The organism is Polyangium sp. 15x6, assembly GCF_029960785.1.
GTDB lineage: Bacteria > Myxococcota_A > Polyangia > Polyangiales > Polyangiaceae > Polyangium.
In genome coordinates this window covers 1-20547 of the sequence record NZ_JASBQE010000055.1, presented here as the reverse complement: position 1 = coordinate 20547, position 20547 = coordinate 1, and the positions used below count along the sequence as shown (strand labels likewise).

The window sequence follows — 20547 nt, the reverse complement described above, 5'->3', positions numbered from 1 at the left end:
TCGTTCACCGCCGCGCGACCACGCCCCGCAAGACGATCGCATGCATCGCCGCGTGCAATCGCCCCACCTCGTCCCGTTCTTCCATGAAGATCCACGGCGGCGTGAAGCTCTTGTAAGCCCGGAGCACTGCCCGCGCTGCGAGATCCGCGTCGGCCACGTCGAGCTCGCCGGCCTCCGTTCCTCGCCGGAGCAGGTCCGCGAAGAGGCCCCGTTCTTCCTGGTAAAACCGCTCGGACGCGCTCTTCACGGCGGGGCTCCCGCAGTGGAAGAAGTCACACGCGTGCGCGCCGCCGTCCGCCTGCGTGAAATACGCTCGCAGCCGCGCGTCGAGCGCGCCCACGAGCCGCTCGCCGAACGAGCGCCCGTCCGCCACCGCCGCCGCACGCATCGCTTCGAGCACGACCTCGTACCGCGAGCGCGACAGCTCCTCGACGATCGCCTCCTTCGACGGGAATTCGAGGTACACCGTACCCACGCCGACGCCTGCTTCCCGCGCCACGTCCGCCACCGTGGTTTTTTGCGGCCCGTAATGCCGGAGCAAGCGATCGGCGGCCTGGAGAATCTGCTCGCGGCGCGCGGTGTCGTTCATGAAGCTTCCCTCGAACCGTGAACGAGTTTGCCACAGGTTCACGATCAAGGGATCCCCCCATCGTCACGGCCGTGCTCGGTCCGTGCGTCCGGGTCACTCGGTGGGCGCGGTGCGCGGGGCCATCGGGCCGGGCGAGGTGCGGGGCGTGGCGCGCATTTCCACGCGGATCGCGCCGAACTTCGTCGCGTCGGTCGGGGCCGTCGCCGCGGGGGCCTGGGCCGCGGCCGTGGTCGTGCCCGTGGGCTTCGGGGCCGCCGAGGAGGCGGGATCGGGGGGCAGGTCGGCGGCGGACATGGCGGGCACGGGCAGCGGGCCGAGGTCGACCTTGGGCGGGCTCGCGGGCACGACGTCCACCGGCTTCGGGGCCGCGAGCGGCTCGGTCGAGGCGGCGGGGGAGGCCGAAGGCGCGCTCTCTTCGCAGCCGAGGGCGAAGGACGCGAGCCCGAGGGCGAGCGCGGCGACGGCGAGCGACGTCTGCGTGTGAGTCATGCGTTCCGGCTTAACAGAACGGCGGCGCGGCGTCACCGGCGCGCGGTTTGCAGCCCCGGTCGGCGGGAGAGAGCCATGGTGCGTGGGGCACTTTGTGGGGCATTGCTCCTGCTCGGCGGGTGCGTGGTCGTCATGCGGGAGAGCACGCCACCCGCGCCCCTGCCACTCGTCCGCCAGATTCAGCAAGACGCGCTGCGGGTGTCTCCGCCGCCCGACATGTACGTCGCCCCCGAGCGCCTGGCCGAGCGCCTCGCGGACTTCAGCATCGCCCTGCGTCGCACCGAGCTCGGCGGGATGCCGCCGGGCGACGCGGACATGAACCTTCTGCTCCGGCTCTTCGCGCTCACCCTCGAAGAACTGCCCGCCGGCGAGCGGGTGGGGACGAGCCTCGCCGCCGCAGAGATGCAGGAGGCGGCCGTGGCCATGCGGGCGCCGGAGCTCGGCCTGCCGGGTTCGCCGCCTCGGCGCCAGGTCTTCGTGCATGGCCTCTCCGTCGGCGCGGAGACGCTGCTCGCGCTCGCGTACGGCCCCTACGGCGGCGTGAGTCAGGACCTCGCCGACCGGACGGCCGAGCTCGAATCGAGCTACGCGATGGCGATGGAGCGGCCGCAGCCGATGCGGTACGAGGTGGCGCTCGAGGTGATGCGGCGCGCGCAGCTCGTGCTGAAGGCGATCGAGGAGATCGTGAGCATGCCGGCGCCCTGAAAGGCCGCTCGTTCAGCGGGGATGGGCCGCCGCGTGTGTGGCCTCGAAGGCGCGCCGCTGGGCGTGGAGCCACGGGAGCGCGGTCGCGTGGTCGTCGAAGAATGCATAAGGAAACGATAACTTCGGCGAGAGCACCTTCGTCGCGCGCATGACCATTTCGGCGACCACGCGCAGGGCGAAATTGGCGCTCACGAAGGCGAGGGCGTCGTATGCCGGCACGACGCGGGGCCCCAGGATCCGCACGCGCCGGGGCACCGTCGTCACGGCCGACAGGTCCGCCAGCGTGAAAAGCCGTCCCTCCTGTTCCTTCACGGTCTGGAGCACATCGGTGATGGCAATGACGTCCTCGATGACGATATCCGGCTTGAACTCGACGACGACCATGTCGGGCGTCACGAATCTGACGCAATGGTCACCGAATCGGAGGACCGTGGGTAGGGAGGGCATGGAAAGCTACTTGTATCGCGCCGAGCCTCGATCCTTCAAGCGGCGACGCGCGGCTGTGAATGAAGCCAGGCGAGCGCTTGCACCTCGAGGGGAAGCGCGAACTCCAGGACGAGCAGATCGCACGAAGGTCGCGACGGGTGGGCCGAAGAGGATACGTTCCGTCGATTCGTCTTTCATGGGCATGAGGAGCGATCGGCGCCGAAGTCGGTAGGTTACCACGAGGGCATGCGCTTTCGGCGCGCCTCCCGCATGGTTTGCGTTTAGAGGGACCCTTTGGGCGGGTCGTTCGCGCGGCGCGGGACGGAGGGGGCGGCGCGGAGCCAGGTGAGCGCTTCCTCCTTGCGGCCAAAAAAACCGTGGGGATACACGGGTACGTCGGGCCGGAGGATTCGCACGGCGGCGATGATCATGTCGATGGCGACGCGCACGCCGAACCGCGCGCCGACGAAGGCCAGGGCCGCGGTCGTGCTCTCGGTGTTGCGGGTGCGGATCGACTCCCGCACGCCTCGGGGCACGTTCGTCACCTGGGTGATGTCCATCAGCACTTTGAGCGGGCCTCGTCGGGACCCGGTTTGCCACATCAAGTCGAGGATGCGGCCCGCCTGGCTCCCATCGAGGGGAGAGCCGAAATCGACCAGGAGCATGTTGGGCGGCAGGATGGTCACGAGATGCGGGCCCACGGCAATGCGTTCCGGCGAATCGTCTTCCATGCGCAGAACGAACCGTACCAGCGTTCTTCGCGGCGTCTAGCGCCCTCTCACGCGCGGTGATTCCGCAAAGGATACACGATTGCCAGGGGAGACCACGCGCGTGAATGACGTGCTCAAAGCGTCCCCTTGAACGTGAAACCACCCACGATGTAAGGCACCGTGGCGGCGACTTCCTGCCCCGTCCGATAAGGGTTCCGGATCCACCAGCTCACGTTCAGAAAGATGCCGGGCGCATTGAAACGTTTGGGCCCATTGTGCTCGGGGAACTGCCAGCCGACGAGCGGTCCCGCGAACTCGATCGGCGTGATCTGCTCGGCCCGCGCCTCCTCCCCGGCGACGAGCTCGGCCGGGAGAAACGTGTGATACACCCCGTGCCGCGCGCCGGCCATGAGGCCGAACGAGGTCACGAAGAGGAGATCCGTCTCGTTCGAGACCATCCAGCCGTCGTCCTTCGCGAGCATGCCGAGCGGGAGATCGAAATAGAATCGGTCGCCGGGCGTGATCGTGAAATCGGTATGAATGAACTGCGTGTCCGACACGAGCAGGAACGGCCCGCCCTTGGCCTGCAAGATCACGTCGGCCGTGAAGATGCCCCCGGTCGTCGGATAGGCGAGCCCCTGCTTTCCGCGCTCGACCTGCCGCACGTCGCCGAAATCCTCGGAGACGTGCTTGAACGATTGCAGCGTGTCGTACGTCCCGAAGAGGGCCATTCCCTCGTAGGCGAACAGGAATTGCAAGAATGCGAGCGGCTGCACGTCGAGGCGCAGCCCTCCGCGGATGTACGCCGGCGTGATCGTGGTGACCGCGTGGATGCCGATGTACGTGCGCTGGAGGAGGATGTTCTCCTGCGGGCCGAGCAGCGGGCGCTGGTAGCCGATGCGGAAGAACGTCGAGAGCCCGAGCGGATTGTAACGCACCGCGGTCGTGCTCCGGTAGACGAACCCTTTGTGCACGTACGGTTGTTCGTCCTTGGGCGCTCCCTCTTTCGGCGCAGGATCGTTCGGGGCCGGATCTTTCGGCGGATCGGCTGCAAAAACGGGGGGCGCGAAGAGGAGCGCCCCCGAGAGGATCCACGCCCGCGCGCGGCTGCGCGGGCCGGTCTTCGGAAACATGAGGCCGACGTTACACGATCGGCGCGCCCGGCACTACGCGAGCGGCGTCGCCCGCGTCGAGCTCGCCTTTCGAGGGGCTCGCCGCGGACTCGATGATCGAGCGGAGCGTGGGCATCACCTTCGTTCCGCCGAGCACCTCGGAGAGGATCGTGCCGACGTCTTTGCCCTTGAAGAGGCTCACGAGGTTCATGTTCCCCGCGACCTCGGTCAAGAGCAGCTTGTCGCCGAGCCCGACCATGGCCTCGACGAGCTGCTTCTGCACGGCCTGGCGCTCGGCCACCGTCGCGCTCGATTGCACCTCGATGAGCTTGATTTCGAGCTCGCGCAGCCGCGCCGCGTAGGCGAGCTCGACCTCGTGCATGATCCGCTGCGCCTCGGCGCGCGCCTCCGCGTCCTTGCGGAAGCCGTCGAGCAGCGCCGCCTTCTCCTCGTTCTCCCGTGTGAGCCGGGCCTTTTGCGCGTCGGCCTCGCGCGCGTCCGCGAGCGATTGCCGCTCCTTGTGCACGGACTCGTCCTCGCGCGCCTTCGCGAGCGCCGCCTCGTGCGCGAGCTTGCGCGAGAGCTCCTCGAGCTTCGCGGCGCGCACCCGCGCCTCGGCCAAAAGCTCCTGTGTTTGCCGCTCGACCTCGGCGCGGAGCTTCGCCGACGCGAGGGCCTCCTGCGCTTTTCGATCGCCGATCGCGAGCGTCACGCTCTCGGTCTGCACCTTCTGCATGAGCGCGGCGACCTCGCGGTCCTCGATCTCCGCGCCGAGCACCTCGACCTCGGAGAGCAGCGTGCCGTTCTCCGTGAAGAGCCGCCCGGGCCGCGCGCCGTCCTTGCGCTCGCCGAGCAGCGTGTCGCGAAACGCCGCGGGGAGCTCGGGCCAGAGCGTGGAGAGCGACATCGCGCGGCACTTGCCGCGCACGATCGAGCGGAGGCGATCCACGATGAACTGGATGTAATTCTCGTGGTTGAACCATTTGTCTTTATGGTCCGGGAGGAACTCGACCGAATACGAGACGCGTACCGAGATCTTGACGAAATCGGCCGTCTCCACGGTGATCTTGTCGGAGATGCGATTGCCCACGGTGCGCAAGAAGCAGGTGCGGAGCGGCTCCTCGTCGCTCTTCGGCGTGCCCGTCGAGAGCGAGAGCGAGGTGAGCGACTCCTCGTAGCCGAGCAGCGTCACACACGGCCCCTCCACCACGCGGCGCGAATTCGCGCTCGTCACGAGCACGGCCGTGTTGTTCGGCACCAGGATCGAGAGCGCCCAGGGCGTGGTGATCGCCCTTTGGGTCTCCTTGTGCGGTTCGTTCGAGGCAATCCACAGGTTCCAGTCGTCCGCGGGCACCGTGCGCGTGACCTGCACCTCCTTGCGAGGATCGACGAGGTACGATTGTTTGCCGCGCACGAGGCGCACCTCCCCGGTCGCGAGGTCCCGCACGTAAATGCCGCTCTTCTGGTCGATGCCGATCGCCTCGATGAAGACGCGGCTATGGTCGTTGCCCACGACGGCCTGGCCGGTCTCGGGCGAGAGGCACTCGATTTCGTTGAAGGGGACGAAGAACGTCGAGACGCCCGTGAGCAAGAGCTCGTCGCCGGGGAAATATTCGTCCTTCGTGAGCTCGAAGCCGCGGGGCACTTTGGCGGCGAGGTCCGCTCGCTTGATCGGCGCGATGACGCGCAGCCAGAGCGCGCGCTGCGGCAAGAGCTCGTACGCGTCGTAGACACGATTGCGCGAGCCGAGCGTCATGAACGTGTCGTACGGCCCGGGGAAGACACGCGCGGGGCCGACCTTGATCTCGCGCTTGCCGTCGGCGTCGACGATCACGCAATACTCTTTTTCGCCGAGCACGACCGCGCGGCGAATGAGGCGCGCCTGCCGCGCCTCGGCTTCGAGCGCGCGACGAACCGCGGACGAAGCGAGCAGATCCTGCACCGCCGCGGCGCCGATCTTGGCCTCGGGCGCGGCGGCCGCGGGCGCGGGCGCGGGCTGCGGCGAGGGCGCGGTGGGCGCCGCCTTGCGTCCGCGCATGCGCGCCGATTGATCGATGAACTGGTTCGGCACCTTGCTGCGCGCCTGGCCCCGGAACGCGGGCGCCTCGTCGTCGGCCGCGTATTCCTCCATCGCGGCCGTCTCCTCGCCGCTCTGCGCGAGCACCTGCCGCGCGATCGCCGCGCTGATGGCCGCGCCGCTGTCGTCGATCGAGGTATCCGGCACGATGTCCACGCCCGTCGGCGGGATGTAGAACTGCGTGTCGAGCCCACGAATCACGATGAGCTGCCCGCGCTTGAGCGCCGTGGGCTCCACGGCGCCCACCGTGGTCGTCGGCTGCTCGTCGAGGTTCTCCGCCGTGGCGCGCGTGATCGCCGCGGATCGCGCCGTCACCTCGTAGTAAGGCGCATTCTTGTCGACCTCGCCGTACACCTTGACGACGAGGTACTGATTCGAGGCGAGCTCGTGCGCGTCGCGCACGTCGGCGCGCTGGCCGGGGCGCAGGTAGAAGCTGCACGGGCCCGGGATCATCGAGCGCGTGCCATTCCGGAGCGGGCGCGATTCGTTGCGGCCATTCTTGAAGCGGCCGTTCGGGCCGCTGTCACTCTCGAGGAGCGGATTGAAGAGGACCGCGTACTGGTTGTCCCCGAGCTCCACCATGCTCTGCGGTTTGCCCGTGGTGTCCTCGCGGAAACCGCCCAATCCGTCATCGATGACGACCCGATCGGCCGCGGTCGGCGAGACCATCGTGGGCCCGACGTGCAAGGTGACCTCGCCCTTGTCGTCGTCCTGAACCCACAGGAATTGCCGCTCGGTGACGGGTATCTTTCGGCTGGTCCGTTCCATGTCCCCTGCTCTTCCTCCCGAAGGCCAAAGCCAGCGCCTCAGGGGAACACGGATCGTGCCAGCCGAAAAGGGCCGCGATTACCGCCGCGTCGCGCGGAGCCTGCGCCGTTCCGGAGCGGAGGCGCTCTTTTCCGGAGCGATCGGGCGGGCGACACGTCGGCTCGAAGGCAGCGGCCGCTCTCCCAGGCTCTCGGCGCGCTTTTTCTTGGCGATGAGCTCCGCGAGCTCGTCGCGCGTGACGCCGAGCCGCGCCGCCGTTTTGTGCGCGAGCGAGGTCTTGGCGACCCCCGGCCGGAAGCCGTACGTGGGGCGCTCGTTTTCGTCGAGATCGACTTGCAAAAATTCGAGGTGCGGGACAGGCGGCTCCTCTTCGAGGTGCGTGGCCAGCGTGAGGAGGTGTGTGGTCAAGAAGACCGGCGATTTCAGCTCGGGGAGGAGCGAGATCACGAGCCGCGCGATCTCTTCGCCCTCGGAGGGGTTCGTCCCGGAGCAGAGCTCGTCGAGCAGCACGAGCGAGCCGAATCCGAGCTCCTCGAAGAGGCGGCGGATCCGGAGCAGCTCCATGCCGAGCTGCCCCTCGGGCTGATCGCTGCGCGCCTCCTCGATGAGCGAGACGAACATGCCGCCGAGCTGCGGCAAGACCGCGCGCTCGGCCGTGACGAAGAGCCCCGCCTGGCCGAGGAGCTGCGCGAGGCCGATCGACTGGAGCAGCCGCGTCTTGCCGCCCGAGTTCGGCCCCGTGACGATGACGACGGCGTCGCCGTGCGCCGTTCCGAGGTTCGAGGGGACGGGCTTTCCTTTGCCAGCGAGCAGCAGCGGATTGTAGAGGCGATCGATGCTGAGCCCGGCCTCGCCGGGGGGCACGAGTTCGGCGAGGCAAACGGGCAAACCCTTGTCCCGCGCGAGGTCCGCGAGCCCGAGGCCGGCGAGGTAAAACTCCATGTCGCCGAGGAGCTGGACGAGGAGCGCGACGGGGCGCTCGAGGCCGCTGAAGACGTCGTCGAGCAGGCGCTCGGTGACCTCGCCGGGGGTGACGCGATACCCGCGCAAGAAGAGGCGGAGGCGCGAGAAGAAGCGGGCGATCGCGGAGGTGTGGAGGGGGTTGTCCTGGTTCTCGCGGATGCGGACGATCTGGAAGGTGCGCAAGGTGCCGTCGACGCCGACGCGGACCCGGAGGTCGACGGTGCCGAGGTGCCGCTCGTGATCGAGGAGGGCTTCGAGGCGCTCGTACGCCTCGCTCTCCTTCACGGCGAGGCCGAACGCGCGGATGCGCGCGACGCCGGAGCTCGCGCCGTCGAAAGCGCCGGCGAGGTCCTCGACGACCTCCTGCACGGACCGGAGGATCTCGAGGCGCCTGTGGGTATCGGCGCCACGGCGGGATCCGCCCTCGGAGCAGAAGGCCGCGCGCAAGGCGACGAGGCGCTGGTAGACGCGCTCGAAATCGCGGCGAAGCTCGGGCTTTCCCGAGAGTTCGGCGAGGATGCGCTGGCGGAAGGCGACGACGCGGAGGTCGCTCGGCGGCTCGGAGATGGCGCGGAGGAGGTAGGGGAGGCAAGGCATGACGGCCCGGCCGCCGATGCGGATGCGCAGGGCGCGCGTGACGAGGTCTTCGAGGAAGATGTCCCGCTCGAAGTCCTTGCGATCCCACGTCGAGGACGGGAGCGCGGCCGTCGCGAGGACACGCTCGAAGGCGTCGAGGGAGATGCCGAGCGCGAAGGCGAAGGCGAAGGTCTGGTGCAGCTCGTCGAGGTCGACGCGGACTTCGGCCTCGTCACAGAGGAGGTCGGGGACAGGGACGGCGTCCGCGGCAGGAAGGGCCTTCGAGGTCATCGCGAGGGAGAGGGATGGTACCTCGGAGACGCTTCCGCGATCGATGTTGTCACGAAACGTGTCCGTCGCCCGATGATCCACCCGAAGCGCCATGACCGACATGAAGATCACCTCCGCTCGGGTGCTTGGAACCTTCGCGCTCGTTTTGTTCCCGGCTTGCCTTCCTTTGGGAGCAGGTTCCGGCGCGGAGTCTGGTGATGGTGGGGGGCTTCGAACGGTCCGACCTGAGATTTCCTCCGCCTCCTACACCCCCCGCGGGCTCGCCTCCACCGCGGACGTTGTCTCCGAGACGTTTTTGGGACCCGTTCCTGACGAACCGGCGGCGCCGGTTTGGCCGACAGGGGAGAGGTCGAGCCAGTTGCCGAGTGGGCTCTACAACCCGATGCCCGAGGGCGTCATCGCCGGGTACCGGGCCGACACCGGGCTCGACGTGATGGGCATCAAAAAACCCGTGTACGCGATTGCCTCGGGGTACGTCGATTACGCCGAGGCTGGGCACACGCTCTGGACCGGGCCGCGCGATACGCCGTATTGCGTACGCATCGAGCTCGATACCCCGATCTCCTACGGAAACCGCAAGATCACGCACATCTATTACGCGCACCTCTCCGAGCTCGCCCACGTGCAGCCGGAGGGCACGAAGCCGCGGACGCGGATCGAGGGGGGCGACCGGATCGGGACGTCCGGCGTGGCGAACGGGAGCTGGCATTTGCACCTCGGCTTCCTGCTGGACGGCGAGGTGGAGCAATATTGGGGGACGTTCCTCTTCGAGGACGAGATCCGGAAGGTGATGGGCGATTATCGAAAAGGAGCGCGCCTGCCGAAGGAGTGAATCGTCAGTAATAAAACGCGACGATCCCTTCGCCCTTCCTCGCCGCATCGCGGACCCAGCTCTGTGTGGCCACGATCGCGTCGCGCACGTAGTCCGTCTCCGTGCTGATCTCGATCTCCCCGAAACGCTTGTTCCCTGCCACGACCTGCTCCGGGCTCCAGTATCCGTGGCACGGGAAATCGTCGGGGGGCGGGAACGTGCAGAGCGCCTTGCTCGTGTAGAGATCCCGGAAGGGCAAGACCTCGTCGAGCCCCGACTTCTTCCAGTCCTCCTCGACGGCCTCCATGAAGGACCACCGGATCGAGGAAAACGCATTGTTGACGAGATATCGGCCGAAGTGCTCGACGATCCGCTCGTAGGCATACGCATACATGAAGCCGTGCCCCTTCTCGGGGACCGTGCCCATGATCAAGGCCTTCACCGCGTCGAACGGCGTCGGCGCGCCGCCCGCGATCTCGGTTTCGAACCAGTCCGCCTGCCGGGCCAGATCCGCCTTGAACCGGCCGCAGATCTGCCGCCGCAGCTTGTCGTCGCCGCTGCCGAAGACGGGCTTCAGTTTGTCGAACTTGACCGCGTACGCCATCACGCTGTAGCTCACTGGTTTCCTCCTACCGGATGCGGCCGCGCGCCGCGATCGGCAAAACCTCGACGAGGCGGTCGTCCTCGATGACGTGATAATGGTCGTGCAGGTTGATCGTCGTATCGCAATGGCTCGGCACGAGCAGGACCTTGTCGCCGACCCGCAAATCGCTTCCCTCGCCGACGAATTCGATCCGGCCGTGCTCGTCCCCCGCGAACGTATACTGCGCGCCCTCGATGCCCCGCACCCGCGGCGGGCCGCTGTCGCTCGAGAGCGCCTTCATCCCCGCATCCACGATCACGTCCGTCGTCCGCGTCCGGCTCACGACCGTGGTGAGGACGAACAGCGCTTGCTCGAATCCCACACCCTGCACCGTGCCGTAATGGTCGTCCATCACCACGTACGAGCCAGGCTGGATCTCGGTGATGCCCGTGGCCTCGAGGGCGAACGTCGACGTGCCGGTGCCGCCCGTCGAGACGATGTCGAGGGGAAAACCCGCGCCGCGGACGAGGTCCGCCGTGTCCGTGAGCTTTTTCATCGAGGCGCGCCAGAGCCGCTCGCGCTCGTCGCGGCTCTGCACGTGCTGCAAATGCCCCTCGTACCCCTGGAGACCGACGAGCACGAGGCCCGGCATCGTCGCCACCTGCCGCGCGAGCGCGAGCGCCGGCTCGCCCGGTAAAACCCCCGTGCGCCGCTGCCCCACGTCCACGTCGACGAGCGCCGGGATCTTCAGACCGGCCCGCGTCGCCGCGTCGGAGATCGCCCGCGCCGCGCCCGCGTCGTCCACGACCGTGAGGACCAAGCCGTGCCGCGAGAGCGCGATCAGCCGCTCGATCTTCGTGCGCCCGACGATCGGCGTCGACACGAGCACCTCGGGGATCCCCGCGCGGATCATCACCTCGGCCTCGCCGAGCTTCGCCGCCGTCACGCCGATCGCGCCCGCCGCCATCTGCTTGTGCGCGAGCAGGGGGCATTTGTGGGTCTTCACGTGAGGGCGAAGGCGCACCGAGCCATGGACGAGCCGATCGGCCATCGCGCGGATGTTCCGCTCGGCCGCCGCGATGTCCAGGATGAGCGCGGGCGTGTCGAGCTCCCCGAGCGCCTGGCCTCTCGTCCATTCGAGCATGGTTCGTCCTCCTCCGTGCCGTTTTCGATCCCGAGCTACACCCCCATGTGCGCCGAGAGATCGAGGGTTCGCCTGTGTTCGGGGACGAGCTCGATGAAGCTCCGTCGATGCGCCGGCCGTGTGAGCAGGGCCGCGCGCTCCTCGATGCGCCGCTTCGCGATGGAGAGCGCGCGCCGCGCGCCCTCGGTGTCGCCCGTCGCCGCGAGCGACTCGGCGAACGCGAGGCGCACGAGCCCTTCACCCTCCTCGGCCGCGCCGCCGCGCGCCGCGAGCGCGCTGATCGCCTTCTCCGCCATGTGCAGGGCTTCCAGCGTGCGACCTCGCAGAAGCTCGACCATCGCGAGCACGCCTTGCGCATACGCGTGGAGGGGCATACCCGCGAGCGCGTCCGCGGCCGCGCACGCCTCGGCGTCGGCGATGTCGAGCTTGCGCGCGTAGAGCGCGGCGATCGCGAGGTAGATCCGCGCGCCGGCTTCGAGCCTGCGGTTTCTCTGGAGGAGGGCGTCACGGATGCTGCGCGAGAGGAGCGTCTGGGCCTCGTCGAGCCGGCCCGTGTGCGCCAGGGAGAAGCCGAGGTTCTGCTGGGCCGCGCTCACGATTTGCGAGAGTCCCTGCGCCTCGCCCGCTTCGAGCGCGGCGCGCGCGGCGAACTCGGCCTCGACGTAGGCGCCGATCGCGTTGAGCAGCGCGGCCTGGTTGCTCCGATGGAGCGCGACGCTGCGCACGTCGCCGATCTCCGTGAAGGCCTGGATGACCTGCTCCACCGCGGCGACCGCCCCGGCCGCGTCCCCCATCGTGTGCGCCCGCAGCGTGTCGGCCTCGTGCAGGCGCGCGCGTGTGGACGGCTCGCGCCGCGCCTCCTCGTGCCCCGCCGCGAGCTCGTGCAGCGACTCGGCGAGCTCGTGCCTCCCGAGCACGTAGAACGCGGCGGCGACGCGCGCGCAGGCGGCGATCTGCGTCGGCCTCGGCGAGGTCCGCGGTGTGGAGACGACCTCGGAGAGCGCTGCCGCCACGGGCTCGAGCGTGCCCGGATCGCCGAGCGTCGTCGCGCACGAGGTGACCAGGCTCGCGGCCACGCACCACGCGTCGGTGCCGCGCGGCAGGACCGTGAACGCGTGCTCCGCTTTTCGCATCGCCTCGACGTTCTCGCCGCGCCATCGATGCGCCTCGGCCTGGATCACCAGCAGGCGGCCGAGATCATCGCCGAGCGCGCCGCAGTTGATGCCGCGCTCGGCAGAGGAGAGGGCCTTGCCGAGGTCCCCGCCGAGGAGCGCTTGCTCGGCCGCGCGCGAGAAGTACGTGATCGCCTTGTCGAGCTGACCGGCGCGGAAGAGGTGCTCGGCGAGGCGCATCGAATCGGGCTCTCCGGCCGCCGTGAGCCGGCGCGCCGCGAGCTTGTGCCCGAGCACGCGGTCCTCGTCGGTGAGCATCGCGTACGCCGCCTCGCGCACGTAGGCGTGCCGGAACGAGTACATCTCCACGAGGTTTTCGTGCCGCGTGAGGCTCACCTCGCGGAGCTCCAAGAGCTCGCGCGCGCAGAGCTCGCCGAAGAGCTCGGCCACGTCGCGCGTCTCCTCGCCGAGCAGCGCCGCCACGTCGCCCTCCGTGAACACGTCGCCGTAGACGCTCGCCGCGCGGAGGGCCCGCCGCGCGCGCGGATCGAGCTCTTCGAGCGTGCCTTGCACCATGGCGATCACGCTCTCCGGCAGCGCCTGATCGCGGCCGCGCGCGGCCGCGCGCACGAGCTCCTCCAGGAAAAACGCGTTCCCGCCCGCGCGCTCCACGATCTGCGTGATCACCGTGCTCTTCGCCCGTGGCCCGAGCGCCGCGCGCGCGAGCCTCTGGCTGTCGCCGTCCGCGAGCGGCGCGAGCGAGATCGTGAGCGGCCCGCGCGCGGCCCAGAGATCCGGGAACGTCCGCGCGAGCTCGGGCCGGCCGAGCGCGAGCACCACGAGCGGCAAGCGTTGCGCGAGCGCCGCGTCGACGAGGTTCAAGCTCGGAAGGTCCCCGAAATGCAGGTCTTCGAGCACGAGCAGCAGCGTGCCGGCGCGGCACTCGGCGACCACGAGCTCCTCGAACGATCGGCGGATCCGGTCGCCGAGGAGCGTCGCGCTTCGCCGCGCCGCGAGGAGGGCCGGGCGGCCCTCGGCCTCGAAGGGCAAACCCGCGGCCTCGCCCAGGAACTCCGCCACGGACGCGGCGCGGATCGGATCGAGGTAGCGGCCGATGCGCGCCCGGAGCTTGCGCCGCGCGACCTCGAGCGGCTCGCCCGCCATCACGTTCGCCGCCCTCCGCAGCGCCCGCGCGAGCAAACCGAACGACGAGCCCGCCGCGATCGGATCCCCCTGGCCGATCCAGATCTCCACCGGCCGACCTCGCTCGCCGAGCCAGCGCAAGAGCTCGTGCCGGAGGCGTGATTTGCCGATGCCTGCCTCGCCCGTGACGATCATCGCCCGCGGCGCCCGCTCCCGCTCGGCCTCCTCGAAGATGCGCTGGATCGCGGAGAACTCCATGTCGCGGCCGACGCACGGCATGGGCTTGCCGAGCAGCGTCCGCGCGGGCTCGCCGACGTCACGCTCGCCGAGCAGGAAGAGGCCTTGCTCGTCGCCGCTCACGTCGAAGCGCGCGCCGAGCAGGCCCGCGGTCACGTCGTCGACCGCGATCGCGTCGCGCGGCGCGCGCGAGAGCATGGGCAAAAAGGGCTCGATCGTCGAAGGCGCCGGCGCCTCGCCCGCGCTCTCCGCCGCGACGATCGCCGCGCGCTCGCCGTCGACGCGATCGGCGAACGCGAGCGCGCATTTCGCGGCCCGCGAGGCCTCGTCCGTCGCGGCGCCCGAGCCGTGGAACGTCACGAGCAGGTGCCCGTCGAGCAGCTCGTCGACCGCGCCGCCGAACCCCGCGGCGACCTCCGCGAGCGAGGTTTTTCCCTCGGAACCCGCGCCCGGCCCTTCCGGCAGCCGCACGATGAGCACGCAGCGGACGCGCCTCTCGTGCGCCCCGAGCGCGCCGCCCGGCAGCGACGTGGCGGAGGTCGTGGTCTCGTCGAGGTCCGCTTCGAGCGCCCGCTCGATCTCCAGCGCGAGCGCGCCCGCGTTCGCCGGCCGCTCGGCGGGCGCGCGCGCGAGCATCCGCGCGAGCAGCGCTTCGAGCCACGGAGGCGCGTCGGGCCGCATCGTGCGTAGCCTCGGCGCGTCCTCGACGACCACACGCACGAGGTACGCGAGCGCGTCGCCGCCCTCGAAGAGCCGTTTGCCCGTGAGCGCGTGGAGCATCAGGCAACCGAGGGCGAACACGTCGGCGCGCGCGTCGAGGTTCTGCGCCCCGCGCGCCTGCTCCGGCGCCATGTACCCCATCGACCCGAGGAGCACGCCCTTCTGCGTCAGCTCCTTGGCGGCCCCGCCGAGCCGCGCGATGCCGAAATCGATGAGCTTCGGCCGCTCGAGATCGCCCTCGAGCAGCATCACGTTCCCGGGCTTCAGATCGCGGTGCACGATCCCGCGCTCGTGCGCGACCGCGAGCGCCTCCGCGAGGCGACGGAGCAGCCGCACGGCGCCGTCGATCGGCAGGGTTTGCCTCTGGATGCGCCGGTCGAGGCTCTGCCCCGAGGCCCACTCCATCGCGATGTAGGGGAAGCTCTCCTCGCGGCCGTGCGCGACGTACCGCACGATCCCGGGATGCTGGAGGGCGGCCATGATCTCCGCCTCGCGCTCGAAGCGCTCGACGTTCGCGGCTTCCTCTTCGAGCAGGACCTTGAGGGCGACGACCTCGCCCGTCGTGCGGTCCGTCGCGCGAAACACGCGGGCCATGCCGCCTTGGCCGACGACGCCTTCGACGACGAACCGTCCGTCGACAACCTGGCCCGGAAGCATGGGGCGCCAAGTATCCGCGCAAAGTTCGGCGCGGTCCATCCCCACGAAAGGGATGGGTATTCGCGGCGCGTCGAATTCTTGCTGGAGCGTCCGGGACGCCCCCCCGACCCCGCGTGTCGCGAGGTCCGGGAGGGCAGGGCGGGGGAGGGTGCGTCCTGTAAAACTACGGATTGGCGGGCGGCGCGACGTGCATGCCGCAACGGTAGAACGTGCTCGCGACCTCGGCGTCCTGCGAGGACGCCTCGATCTTGACCTTCAGGCTGGTGACGCCGGCCGGGATGTTCACGTCCTGGAGGAAGAGGTCCTTCGTCTCGCTCTCCGTGCCGATGCCGCCGGTGATCGGCATGTCGTTCGCGCCGAGCACCGAGACCTTGAGCCCACGCAGGCCCGAGCCCGAGCGCTGGCCGCCGCAGGCGACGCTGATCGTGGCCGAGCCGGCGGGCACGTCGACGGAGTAGTAATCGATGTCCGTCGGGGCCGCGTCGAGGTCGCCGTCGACGAAGTAGCTCGTCGTCGTGCCGTTCGGCGTGGCCTTCAGCGCCTCGGGCATGTCGATGGCGTCGTTCGGCCCGGCCTCGAGCGGGTTCGAGCCCGTGCCGCCGTGGTTCACGAAGTAGAAATCGTTCTCCCCGGCCGTCGATCCGGTCTTGCGCGTCATGAAGAACAGGTAATCGGTCCCGAGCTCGCAAGGCACGGCGATCTGCGAGGGCGTCGCGGCCGCCGTCACGTCGACCTGCGCGATCTTCTTCGTGGGATCCGCGGCCGTCGTCACGTACGCGATCACGCCGGACGTGGCCGTCGAGCCGCTGCCCGCGGTGCCGCCCGCATAGAAGTCGAAGTTGCAGACAGGGCGATCGCCCATGACCGTCACGGCGTCCGCCGGGACGTTGAACTTCCAGATGTCGACGTCCGTCGCGCTGCTGTAGCCGCCCCACTGGAGCGAGAGGTAATAGTTGCCGCTCTGCGGGTTCTTCGAATACTCGACGGCCGTGGCCTGTTCGGCCGCGTCGTTCGGCTCCGTCTCGGCCGCGATGCTCTCGAGCGACGCGTCGAGGATGCCCGCGCCGACCGCGTAGTCGTACGTGGTGATGTCGGCCGAGGGCGCGCAACCCGGCGCCCCGCCGACCCACACGTTGCATTCGGTGACCCGCATGCAGTACTCGTCGTCGTCCGACGCCGGGAGGATCGTGTAGAGCGCGCTGTCGTTGCTCGAACGCGGGTACGGATCGTCGTTCTCCGCGATCTGCACCCATTGTCCGCCCTGCTTCTTGTAAAGCGTGAGGACGAGATCCGGGTACGTGTTGTCGAATTCGTCCTGCGGGGGCTTCGCGTCCGTCGAGATGAGAATGGCTTGGCCCTTCGCGCCCTTGAACTTGTAGAAGTCCTCGTCCGCATCGATCGGATCGAGGGTGTCCTGCAAACCGGGATCGTCGAGGAACAACTCGGCCGCGGTATCGCAACTGATGTTCGAGTCGGCAGTCGAGCCGCCCGAGCCCGATTGCGCGACGCTCGACGAGCTCGAGCTCGACTGCGAAGCGCCGCCGGCGCCGCCCTGGCCGCCCTCGCCGCCGCCGCCGGTGGGGTCCGAACCACCACCACTGCAACCCGCGCCGGCCGCGAGGACGGAAAGCCCGGAAGAAATGATGAGCCCAAGCAAAACGTTCCTGCGCATGAGACCTCCACGAAAGGTCCTGGGCGCGAGGGCTTGTCGCCGCGCCGCGCCGTGGACCGAAGAAGAACGATTCTTACTGCCCTCGGCCGGACGCATCAAGGGCGAAAAACCGCTCTCGACGCCTGCTGCTTCCGCTCGGGGTTCGATTTTCTTGCTGTAAGTCGCGACCGATAATTTCTTAACGCTCGACGGGCATTCCCATCGCCCGGCGCACCTCGTCGAACGCGGCCGTGAAGCGTCCATCCTTGCCACGTAACACGAGCGGCGGCTCGATTTCCGGGGCGCGAGCCGCGGCAGGGCGGCGCATCACATATACCGAAAACAGTGGGTCCTTGCCTTCGCGCGGGACGACGTCGCGGTAGCGCTCGAGCACGAGTCCGGCGCCTGCGGCCGCGGCCTCGACACGCGGGCGCTGGCGCGAGGCGGCGCAGCCCACGAACGGCGCGCCCTCGGCGAGCAGGCGCGCCGCTGCGAGCGCGTAATCCTCCACGCCGCCGCGCCATTCGAAGCGGCACGGGCCGCATTGCACTTTGCTCGACTCGATCCCCGTCCCCTTCGGCAGATACGGCGGCGTGCCCGTCACGAGATCCGCGCCTTCGAGGCCCTTGGTCGTCGCCGCCTCGCGCAAGTCGCCGAAACGCACGGCGCATCGATCGTCGACGCCGTTCCAGGCGAGCGAGCGCCGCGCGAGGCCAAAGCTCACGTCCTGCGCCTCGACGCCCGTCACGCGCGCCTCGGAGAAGGCCCACGCGACGAAAAGGAGGACGGTGCCGATGCCGCAGCCGAGGTCGACGGCGCGGCGCGGCGGCGCGTGGCGGAGCTCTTCAATCGCGTACCAGGCCGTGACGAGGTCGTCGGCCGACCAGCGGTGGCCGTCGACGCGCTGGAGAATGCGGAAATCGCCGGCCAGGTAGCAGAGGTCCTCGCCGGGGCCGGGCCAGACGTCCTCGCGATCGGGCGTCCGCGGCTGCGGGCCCGGAGCGATCCAGCCGGCGGGGCGGCGCGCGGGGCGCACGATCCCCGAGGCCTTCGGGGCGAGCTGGTCCGAGTCGGATGCAGGCAGCATGGGGGCCCTTGTCTACCACGAGGGAGCGGGGCGGCGCCATTCCAACGTGGCAGAAATGATCGACCGGAGACGGACCCGAATGGGTTCGTCGATGCTGCGGAGGGTCTCGGAGCGGGGAACGAGGGGTGATATTCTCCCGCTTCGCCATGAAAACCTCTTCGATTCCTCCGGCGCGCCTTGGCCTCGAGAACGACAATCCCGCCGCGCCCTGCTATCGTGGTCCGAACGCGCGCATGTTCATGGCCGTCGTGAACGGGTGATCAAAAGGGAAAACCACCATGGCCGAGCTCGTTTCCCTCGCCGAAGATCTCTGGGCCGCGGAGCACCCGGTGAAGATGCCCGGCGGCGTCCGGATGGATACGCGGATGACCGTGGTGCGCCTGCCCGGTGAAAAGCTCTGGGTGCATTCACCCATTCCGATCGACGATTCGCTCGCCGCCGAGCTCACGAAGCTCGGAAAGGTCTCCTACCTCGTCGCGCCGAACCTGTATCACAACCTCTTCCTCGGCCGGGCGTCGGAGCGTTTCCCCGAGGCGCGGGTCTTCGCGCCGCCGGGGCTCGGGGAGAAAATTCCTTCGCTCCGCATCGACGAGGTGCTCTCCGCGGATACGCCCGCCGCGTGGGCCGACGTCTTCGCGCAGCGCCTCGTCGAGGGCGCGCCGCAGATGCAGGAGGTGGTGTTCCTTCACCGCCCGAGCAAGACGCTCGTCGTCTCGGATCTCCTGTTCAACATCGAGCGGCCCGAAGGACTCGCGACGAAGGTCGTGCTCACGATGATGGGCACGCGCGGCAAGCTCGCGCGGAGCCGGATGTGGAGCCTCATCACGAAGGACAAGGCCGCGTGGAGGGCGTCGGTGCGCGAGGTGGTCGCGCTCGATTTCGATCGGCTGATCATGGCGCACGGCGAGGTCGTCGCCTCGGGCGCGAAGGCCCGCGTGAACGAGGCCCTCGGCCCGTTCGTTTGAGCCCCAAGGAGACCATCGCATGACCGAGCTCGTATCCCTCGCCGAAGATCTCTGGGCCGCGGAGCACCCTCTGCGGTTCGCCGGCTTTGTCCGGATGAACGCGCGGATGACCGTGGCGCGCCTCCCGGGTGGTGAGCTCTGGGTGCATTCGCCCATTCCGATCGACGATTCGCTCGCCGCCGTGCTCGCGAAGCTCGGGCGCGTCGCGTACCTCGTCGCGCCGAACCGGTTTCACAACCTGTTCATCGGCGCCGCGTCGGCGCGTTTCCCGGAGGCGCGTGTCTTCAGCGCGCCGCGGGTCCAGGAGAAGATCCCCTCGGTCCGCATCGACGAGGTGTTATCCGAAGGGCCGCCCGCCGCGTGGGGCGGCGCCTTCGATCTGCGGCTCGTCGAGGGCGTCCCGATGGTGTCGGAGGTGGTGTTCCTGCACCACGCGAGCCGGACGCTCATCGTCTCCGACATCCTGTTCAACATCGAGAAGCCCGAGGGCCTCGTATCGAAGCTCGTCTACACGGCGCTCGGCACGAACGGAAAGCTCGCGATGGGCCGGGAGTGGCCGCTGATCGCGAAGGACCGCGCGTCGCTGCGCGCGTCGCTGCGCGCGGTGGCCGGGCTCGATTTCGATCGGCTGATCATGGCGCACGGCGAGGTCGTCGCCTCGGGCGCGAAAGACCGGGTGCAAGCGGCGCTGTCGCCCTATTTCTGAGCCTCAGCGCGTCTCGCCGATCGTGCCGACCTGGAAGGGCCGCTTGCCCTTGGGCCAGCGGAGCTTCAGGAATTTCTCGCCGCCCTCGAACGTGATCTTCGCGCGGAGATCCGTGCCTTCGACGTAAGGCACGAGCAGCTTGCCCACGCCTTCCTCGGCGCTCGCTTTCGTCTGGGTTTGCCTGCGCCCCTTCTCGATGTCGAGGCCGGTGATCTTCACCTTGCCCTCGCAGCGCATCCAGAACCAGCTCCCGAGGACCTTCGTCTTGCACCCGACCGCGCCCGAGCCCGTCACGAGTACCTCTTTTTCGGCGGCGAACGCCTCGTCCGCGGGCGCGGCGGAGATTCCCTCGACGTCGGGCAGGATCTTCGCGTCTTCCTCGGCCTGCGCCTTCGCGGCGGCCTCGGCCTTGGCGGCGGCTTCGGCCTTGGCGGCGGCGGCCATTTCCTCGCAGCGCGCGGTGTCGCGCGCCTCGAACGACGGCCACGCGCCGCCATTGAAGAGCCGATCTTCGAGGCCACTCGCGCTTTCCGGCAGCTCGACGGTGAAGGTCTCGTCTTTGATCCATTCGGGGTGCTCGAAAGGCCGGTACGTGAAGGCGGGCTTGGCCTTCGTCCCCGGGCGGAGCGAGATGACCACGGCGTCCGACGACCCGAGATCCGCGGCGGAAAGCTCGTCATCGGTCGCCATGCTGCCGCCGCCGGGGAGCGCGCGATCGTACCGACCGAGGTGCTTGTTGTTTTCGCGTCGACCGTTCTGCGGGCAGCCGATCATCACCCACTCGCGGACCTCGATCATCTTGCAAGCCTCGACGAGATCCCCTTCGTCGTGGCCCTCCCAGCCGAGCTTCGCGATCGGCGCCTGGCACCATTCGATGGGCGTGGGGCGCGACGAGCGGACGATGTTCTTGGGCTTTTCGGGCGCGGCCGCCGCGGTCGTCTCCGGCGCGGGCGCGGGCGCGGTCTCGCTCGGCGCGGCAGCGCTCGGCGCGGGCGCGGCGGCGGGCGCGGCGCTCGCGGCTTCGG

At 69.2% G+C, this 20547-nt stretch carries 16 protein-coding genes and 1 pseudogene; 4 read left to right on the top strand and 13 right to left on the bottom strand.

The genetic code is table 11. The features are described 5' to 3' along the window. Window positions 1–4: 4 nt before the first annotated feature. Window positions 5–589: a TetR/AcrR family transcriptional regulator gene (locus QHF83_RS32465; protein WP_282421884.1), complete on the bottom strand. Its 585-nt coding sequence runs from the start codon at window positions 587–589 to the stop codon at window positions 5–7. A 93-nt stretch (window positions 590–682) separates the two neighbouring features. Continuing rightward, window positions 683–1078, bottom strand: coding sequence for a hypothetical protein (locus QHF83_RS32460; RefSeq protein WP_282421883.1), 396 nt, complete (start codon window positions 1076–1078; stop codon window positions 683–685). Between the two features lie 75 nt (window positions 1079–1153). Here QHF83_RS32460 and QHF83_RS32455 point away from each other — a divergent pair, with 75 nt between their 5' ends. Beyond that, window positions 1154–1783 carry a hypothetical protein gene (locus QHF83_RS32455; protein WP_282421882.1) on the top strand — a complete coding sequence of 210 codons (630 nt, stop codon included), beginning with the start codon at window positions 1154–1156 and terminating at the stop codon, window positions 1781–1783. Window positions 1784–1795: 12 nt separating this feature from the next. On the opposite strand, the gene QHF83_RS32450 is transcribed toward QHF83_RS32455, so the two are convergent. From QHF83_RS32450 to QHF83_RS32430, 5 genes are all read right to left on the bottom strand, one after another. Next, a complete protein-coding gene (locus QHF83_RS32450) occupies window positions 1796–2230 on the bottom strand; it encodes an STAS/SEC14 domain-containing protein (protein ID WP_282421881.1) in 435 nt (144 codons plus the stop codon). A gap of 260 nt (window positions 2231–2490) precedes the next feature. After that, a complete protein-coding gene (locus QHF83_RS32445) occupies window positions 2491–2940 on the bottom strand; it encodes a hypothetical protein (protein ID WP_282421880.1) in 450 nt (149 codons plus the stop codon). Between the two features lie 113 nt (window positions 2941–3053). Then, on the bottom strand, window positions 3054–4052 hold the full coding sequence (locus QHF83_RS32440) for a hypothetical protein (RefSeq protein ID WP_282421879.1): 999 nt from the start codon (window positions 4050–4052) through the stop codon (window positions 3054–3056). 10 nt (window positions 4053–4062) lie between these two features. Beyond that, window positions 4063–6876 (bottom strand): hypothetical protein, encoded by a 2814-nt coding sequence (locus QHF83_RS32435; RefSeq protein ID WP_282421878.1) that lies wholly within the window; start codon window positions 6874–6876, stop codon window positions 4063–4065. 78 nt (window positions 6877–6954) lie between these two features. Then, window positions 6955–8808 carry a DNA mismatch repair protein gene (locus tag QHF83_RS32430; RefSeq protein WP_282421877.1) on the bottom strand — a complete coding sequence of 618 codons (1854 nt, stop codon included), beginning with the start codon at window positions 8806–8808 and terminating at the stop codon, window positions 6955–6957. A gap of 256 nt (window positions 8809–9064) precedes the next feature. Between QHF83_RS32430 and QHF83_RS32425 the strand changes: the two genes are divergently transcribed. Next, window positions 9065–9538 (top strand): M23 family metallopeptidase, encoded by a 474-nt coding sequence (locus tag QHF83_RS32425; protein WP_282421876.1) that lies wholly within the window; start codon window positions 9065–9067, stop codon window positions 9536–9538. A gap of 4 nt (window positions 9539–9542) precedes the next feature. Here QHF83_RS32425 and QHF83_RS32420 read toward each other — a convergent pair whose 3' ends face one another. From QHF83_RS32420 to QHF83_RS32400, 5 genes are all read right to left on the bottom strand, one after another. Continuing rightward, window positions 9543–10136, bottom strand: coding sequence for a hypothetical protein (locus QHF83_RS32420; RefSeq protein ID WP_282421875.1), 594 nt, complete (start codon window positions 10134–10136; stop codon window positions 9543–9545). Between the two features lie 10 nt (window positions 10137–10146). Further along, window positions 10147–11244, bottom strand: a complete 1098-nt coding sequence (locus QHF83_RS32415; RefSeq protein WP_282421874.1) for a DSD1 family PLP-dependent enzyme — start codon at window positions 11242–11244, stop codon at window positions 10147–10149. 35 nt (window positions 11245–11279) lie between these two features. Then, window positions 11280–15113: a serine/threonine-protein kinase gene (locus QHF83_RS32410; RefSeq protein WP_282421873.1), complete on the bottom strand. Its 3834-nt coding sequence runs from the start codon at window positions 15111–15113 to the stop codon at window positions 11280–11282. Between the two features lie 163 nt (window positions 15114–15276). Further along, window positions 15277–16785 carry a hypothetical protein gene (locus QHF83_RS32405; RefSeq protein ID WP_282421872.1) on the bottom strand — a complete coding sequence of 503 codons (1509 nt, stop codon included), beginning with the start codon at window positions 16783–16785 and terminating at the stop codon, window positions 15277–15279. Between the two features lie 178 nt (window positions 16786–16963). Beyond that, window positions 16964–17851: a methyltransferase gene (locus tag QHF83_RS32400; protein WP_282421871.1), complete on the bottom strand. Its 888-nt coding sequence runs from the start codon at window positions 17849–17851 to the stop codon at window positions 16964–16966. A 278-nt stretch (window positions 17852–18129) separates the two neighbouring features. Between QHF83_RS32400 and QHF83_RS32395 the strand changes: the two genes are divergently transcribed. Both QHF83_RS32395 and QHF83_RS32390 read left to right on the top strand, forming a co-directional pair. Beyond that, window positions 18130–18816 (top strand): DUF4336 domain-containing protein, encoded by a 687-nt coding sequence (locus QHF83_RS32395; RefSeq protein ID WP_282421870.1) that lies wholly within the window; start codon window positions 18130–18132, stop codon window positions 18814–18816. A gap of 19 nt (window positions 18817–18835) precedes the next feature. Continuing rightward, the gene (locus tag QHF83_RS32390; protein WP_282421869.1) at window positions 18836–19522 is read left to right on the top strand and encodes a DUF4336 domain-containing protein; all 687 of its coding nucleotides are present in this window, start codon (window positions 18836–18838) and stop codon (window positions 19520–19522) included. Between the two features lie 3 nt (window positions 19523–19525). Here QHF83_RS32390 and QHF83_RS32385 read toward each other — a convergent pair. Further along, window positions 19526–20547 (bottom strand): annotated as a pseudogene (locus QHF83_RS32385) (hypothetical protein); the annotation flags it as partial.

Coding starts and splice junctions, on each gene's coding strand:
- QHF83_RS32455 (WP_282421882.1), top strand. CDS start 1,154: ATGGTGCGTGGGGCACTTTGTGGGGCATTGCTCCTGCTCGGCGGGTGC.
- QHF83_RS32465 (WP_282421884.1), bottom strand. CDS start 589: ATGAACGACACCGCGCGCCGCGAGCAGATTCTCCAGGCCGCCGATCGC.
- QHF83_RS32450 (WP_282421881.1), bottom strand. CDS start 2,230: ATGCCCTCCCTACCCACGGTCCTCCGATTCGGTGACCATTGCGTCAGA.
- QHF83_RS32460 (WP_282421883.1), bottom strand. CDS start 1,078: ATGACTCACACGCAGACGTCGCTCGCCGTCGCCGCGCTCGCCCTCGGG.
- QHF83_RS32395 (WP_282421870.1), top strand. CDS start 18,130: ATGGCCGAGCTCGTTTCCCTCGCCGAAGATCTCTGGGCCGCGGAGCAC.
- QHF83_RS32445 (WP_282421880.1), bottom strand. CDS start 2,940: ATGGAAGACGATTCGCCGGAACGCATTGCCGTGGGCCCGCATCTCGTG.
- QHF83_RS32390 (WP_282421869.1), top strand. CDS start 18,836: ATGACCGAGCTCGTATCCCTCGCCGAAGATCTCTGGGCCGCGGAGCAC.
- QHF83_RS32415 (WP_282421874.1), bottom strand. CDS start 11,244: ATGCTCGAATGGACGAGAGGCCAGGCGCTCGGGGAGCTCGACACGCCC.
- QHF83_RS32435 (WP_282421878.1), bottom strand. CDS start 6,876: ATGGAACGGACCAGCCGAAAGATACCCGTCACCGAGCGGCAATTCCTG.
- QHF83_RS32430 (WP_282421877.1), bottom strand. CDS start 8,808: ATGTCGGTCATGGCGCTTCGGGTGGATCATCGGGCGACGGACACGTTT.
- QHF83_RS32440 (WP_282421879.1), bottom strand. CDS start 4,052: ATGTTTCCGAAGACCGGCCCGCGCAGCCGCGCGCGGGCGTGGATCCTC.
- QHF83_RS32400 (WP_282421871.1), bottom strand. CDS start 17,851: ATGCTGCCTGCATCCGACTCGGACCAGCTCGCCCCGAAGGCCTCGGGG.
- QHF83_RS32405 (WP_282421872.1), bottom strand. CDS start 16,785: ATGCGCAGGAACGTTTTGCTTGGGCTCATCATTTCTTCCGGGCTTTCC.
- QHF83_RS32410 (WP_282421873.1), bottom strand. CDS start 15,113: ATGCTTCCGGGCCAGGTTGTCGACGGACGGTTCGTCGTCGAAGGCGTC.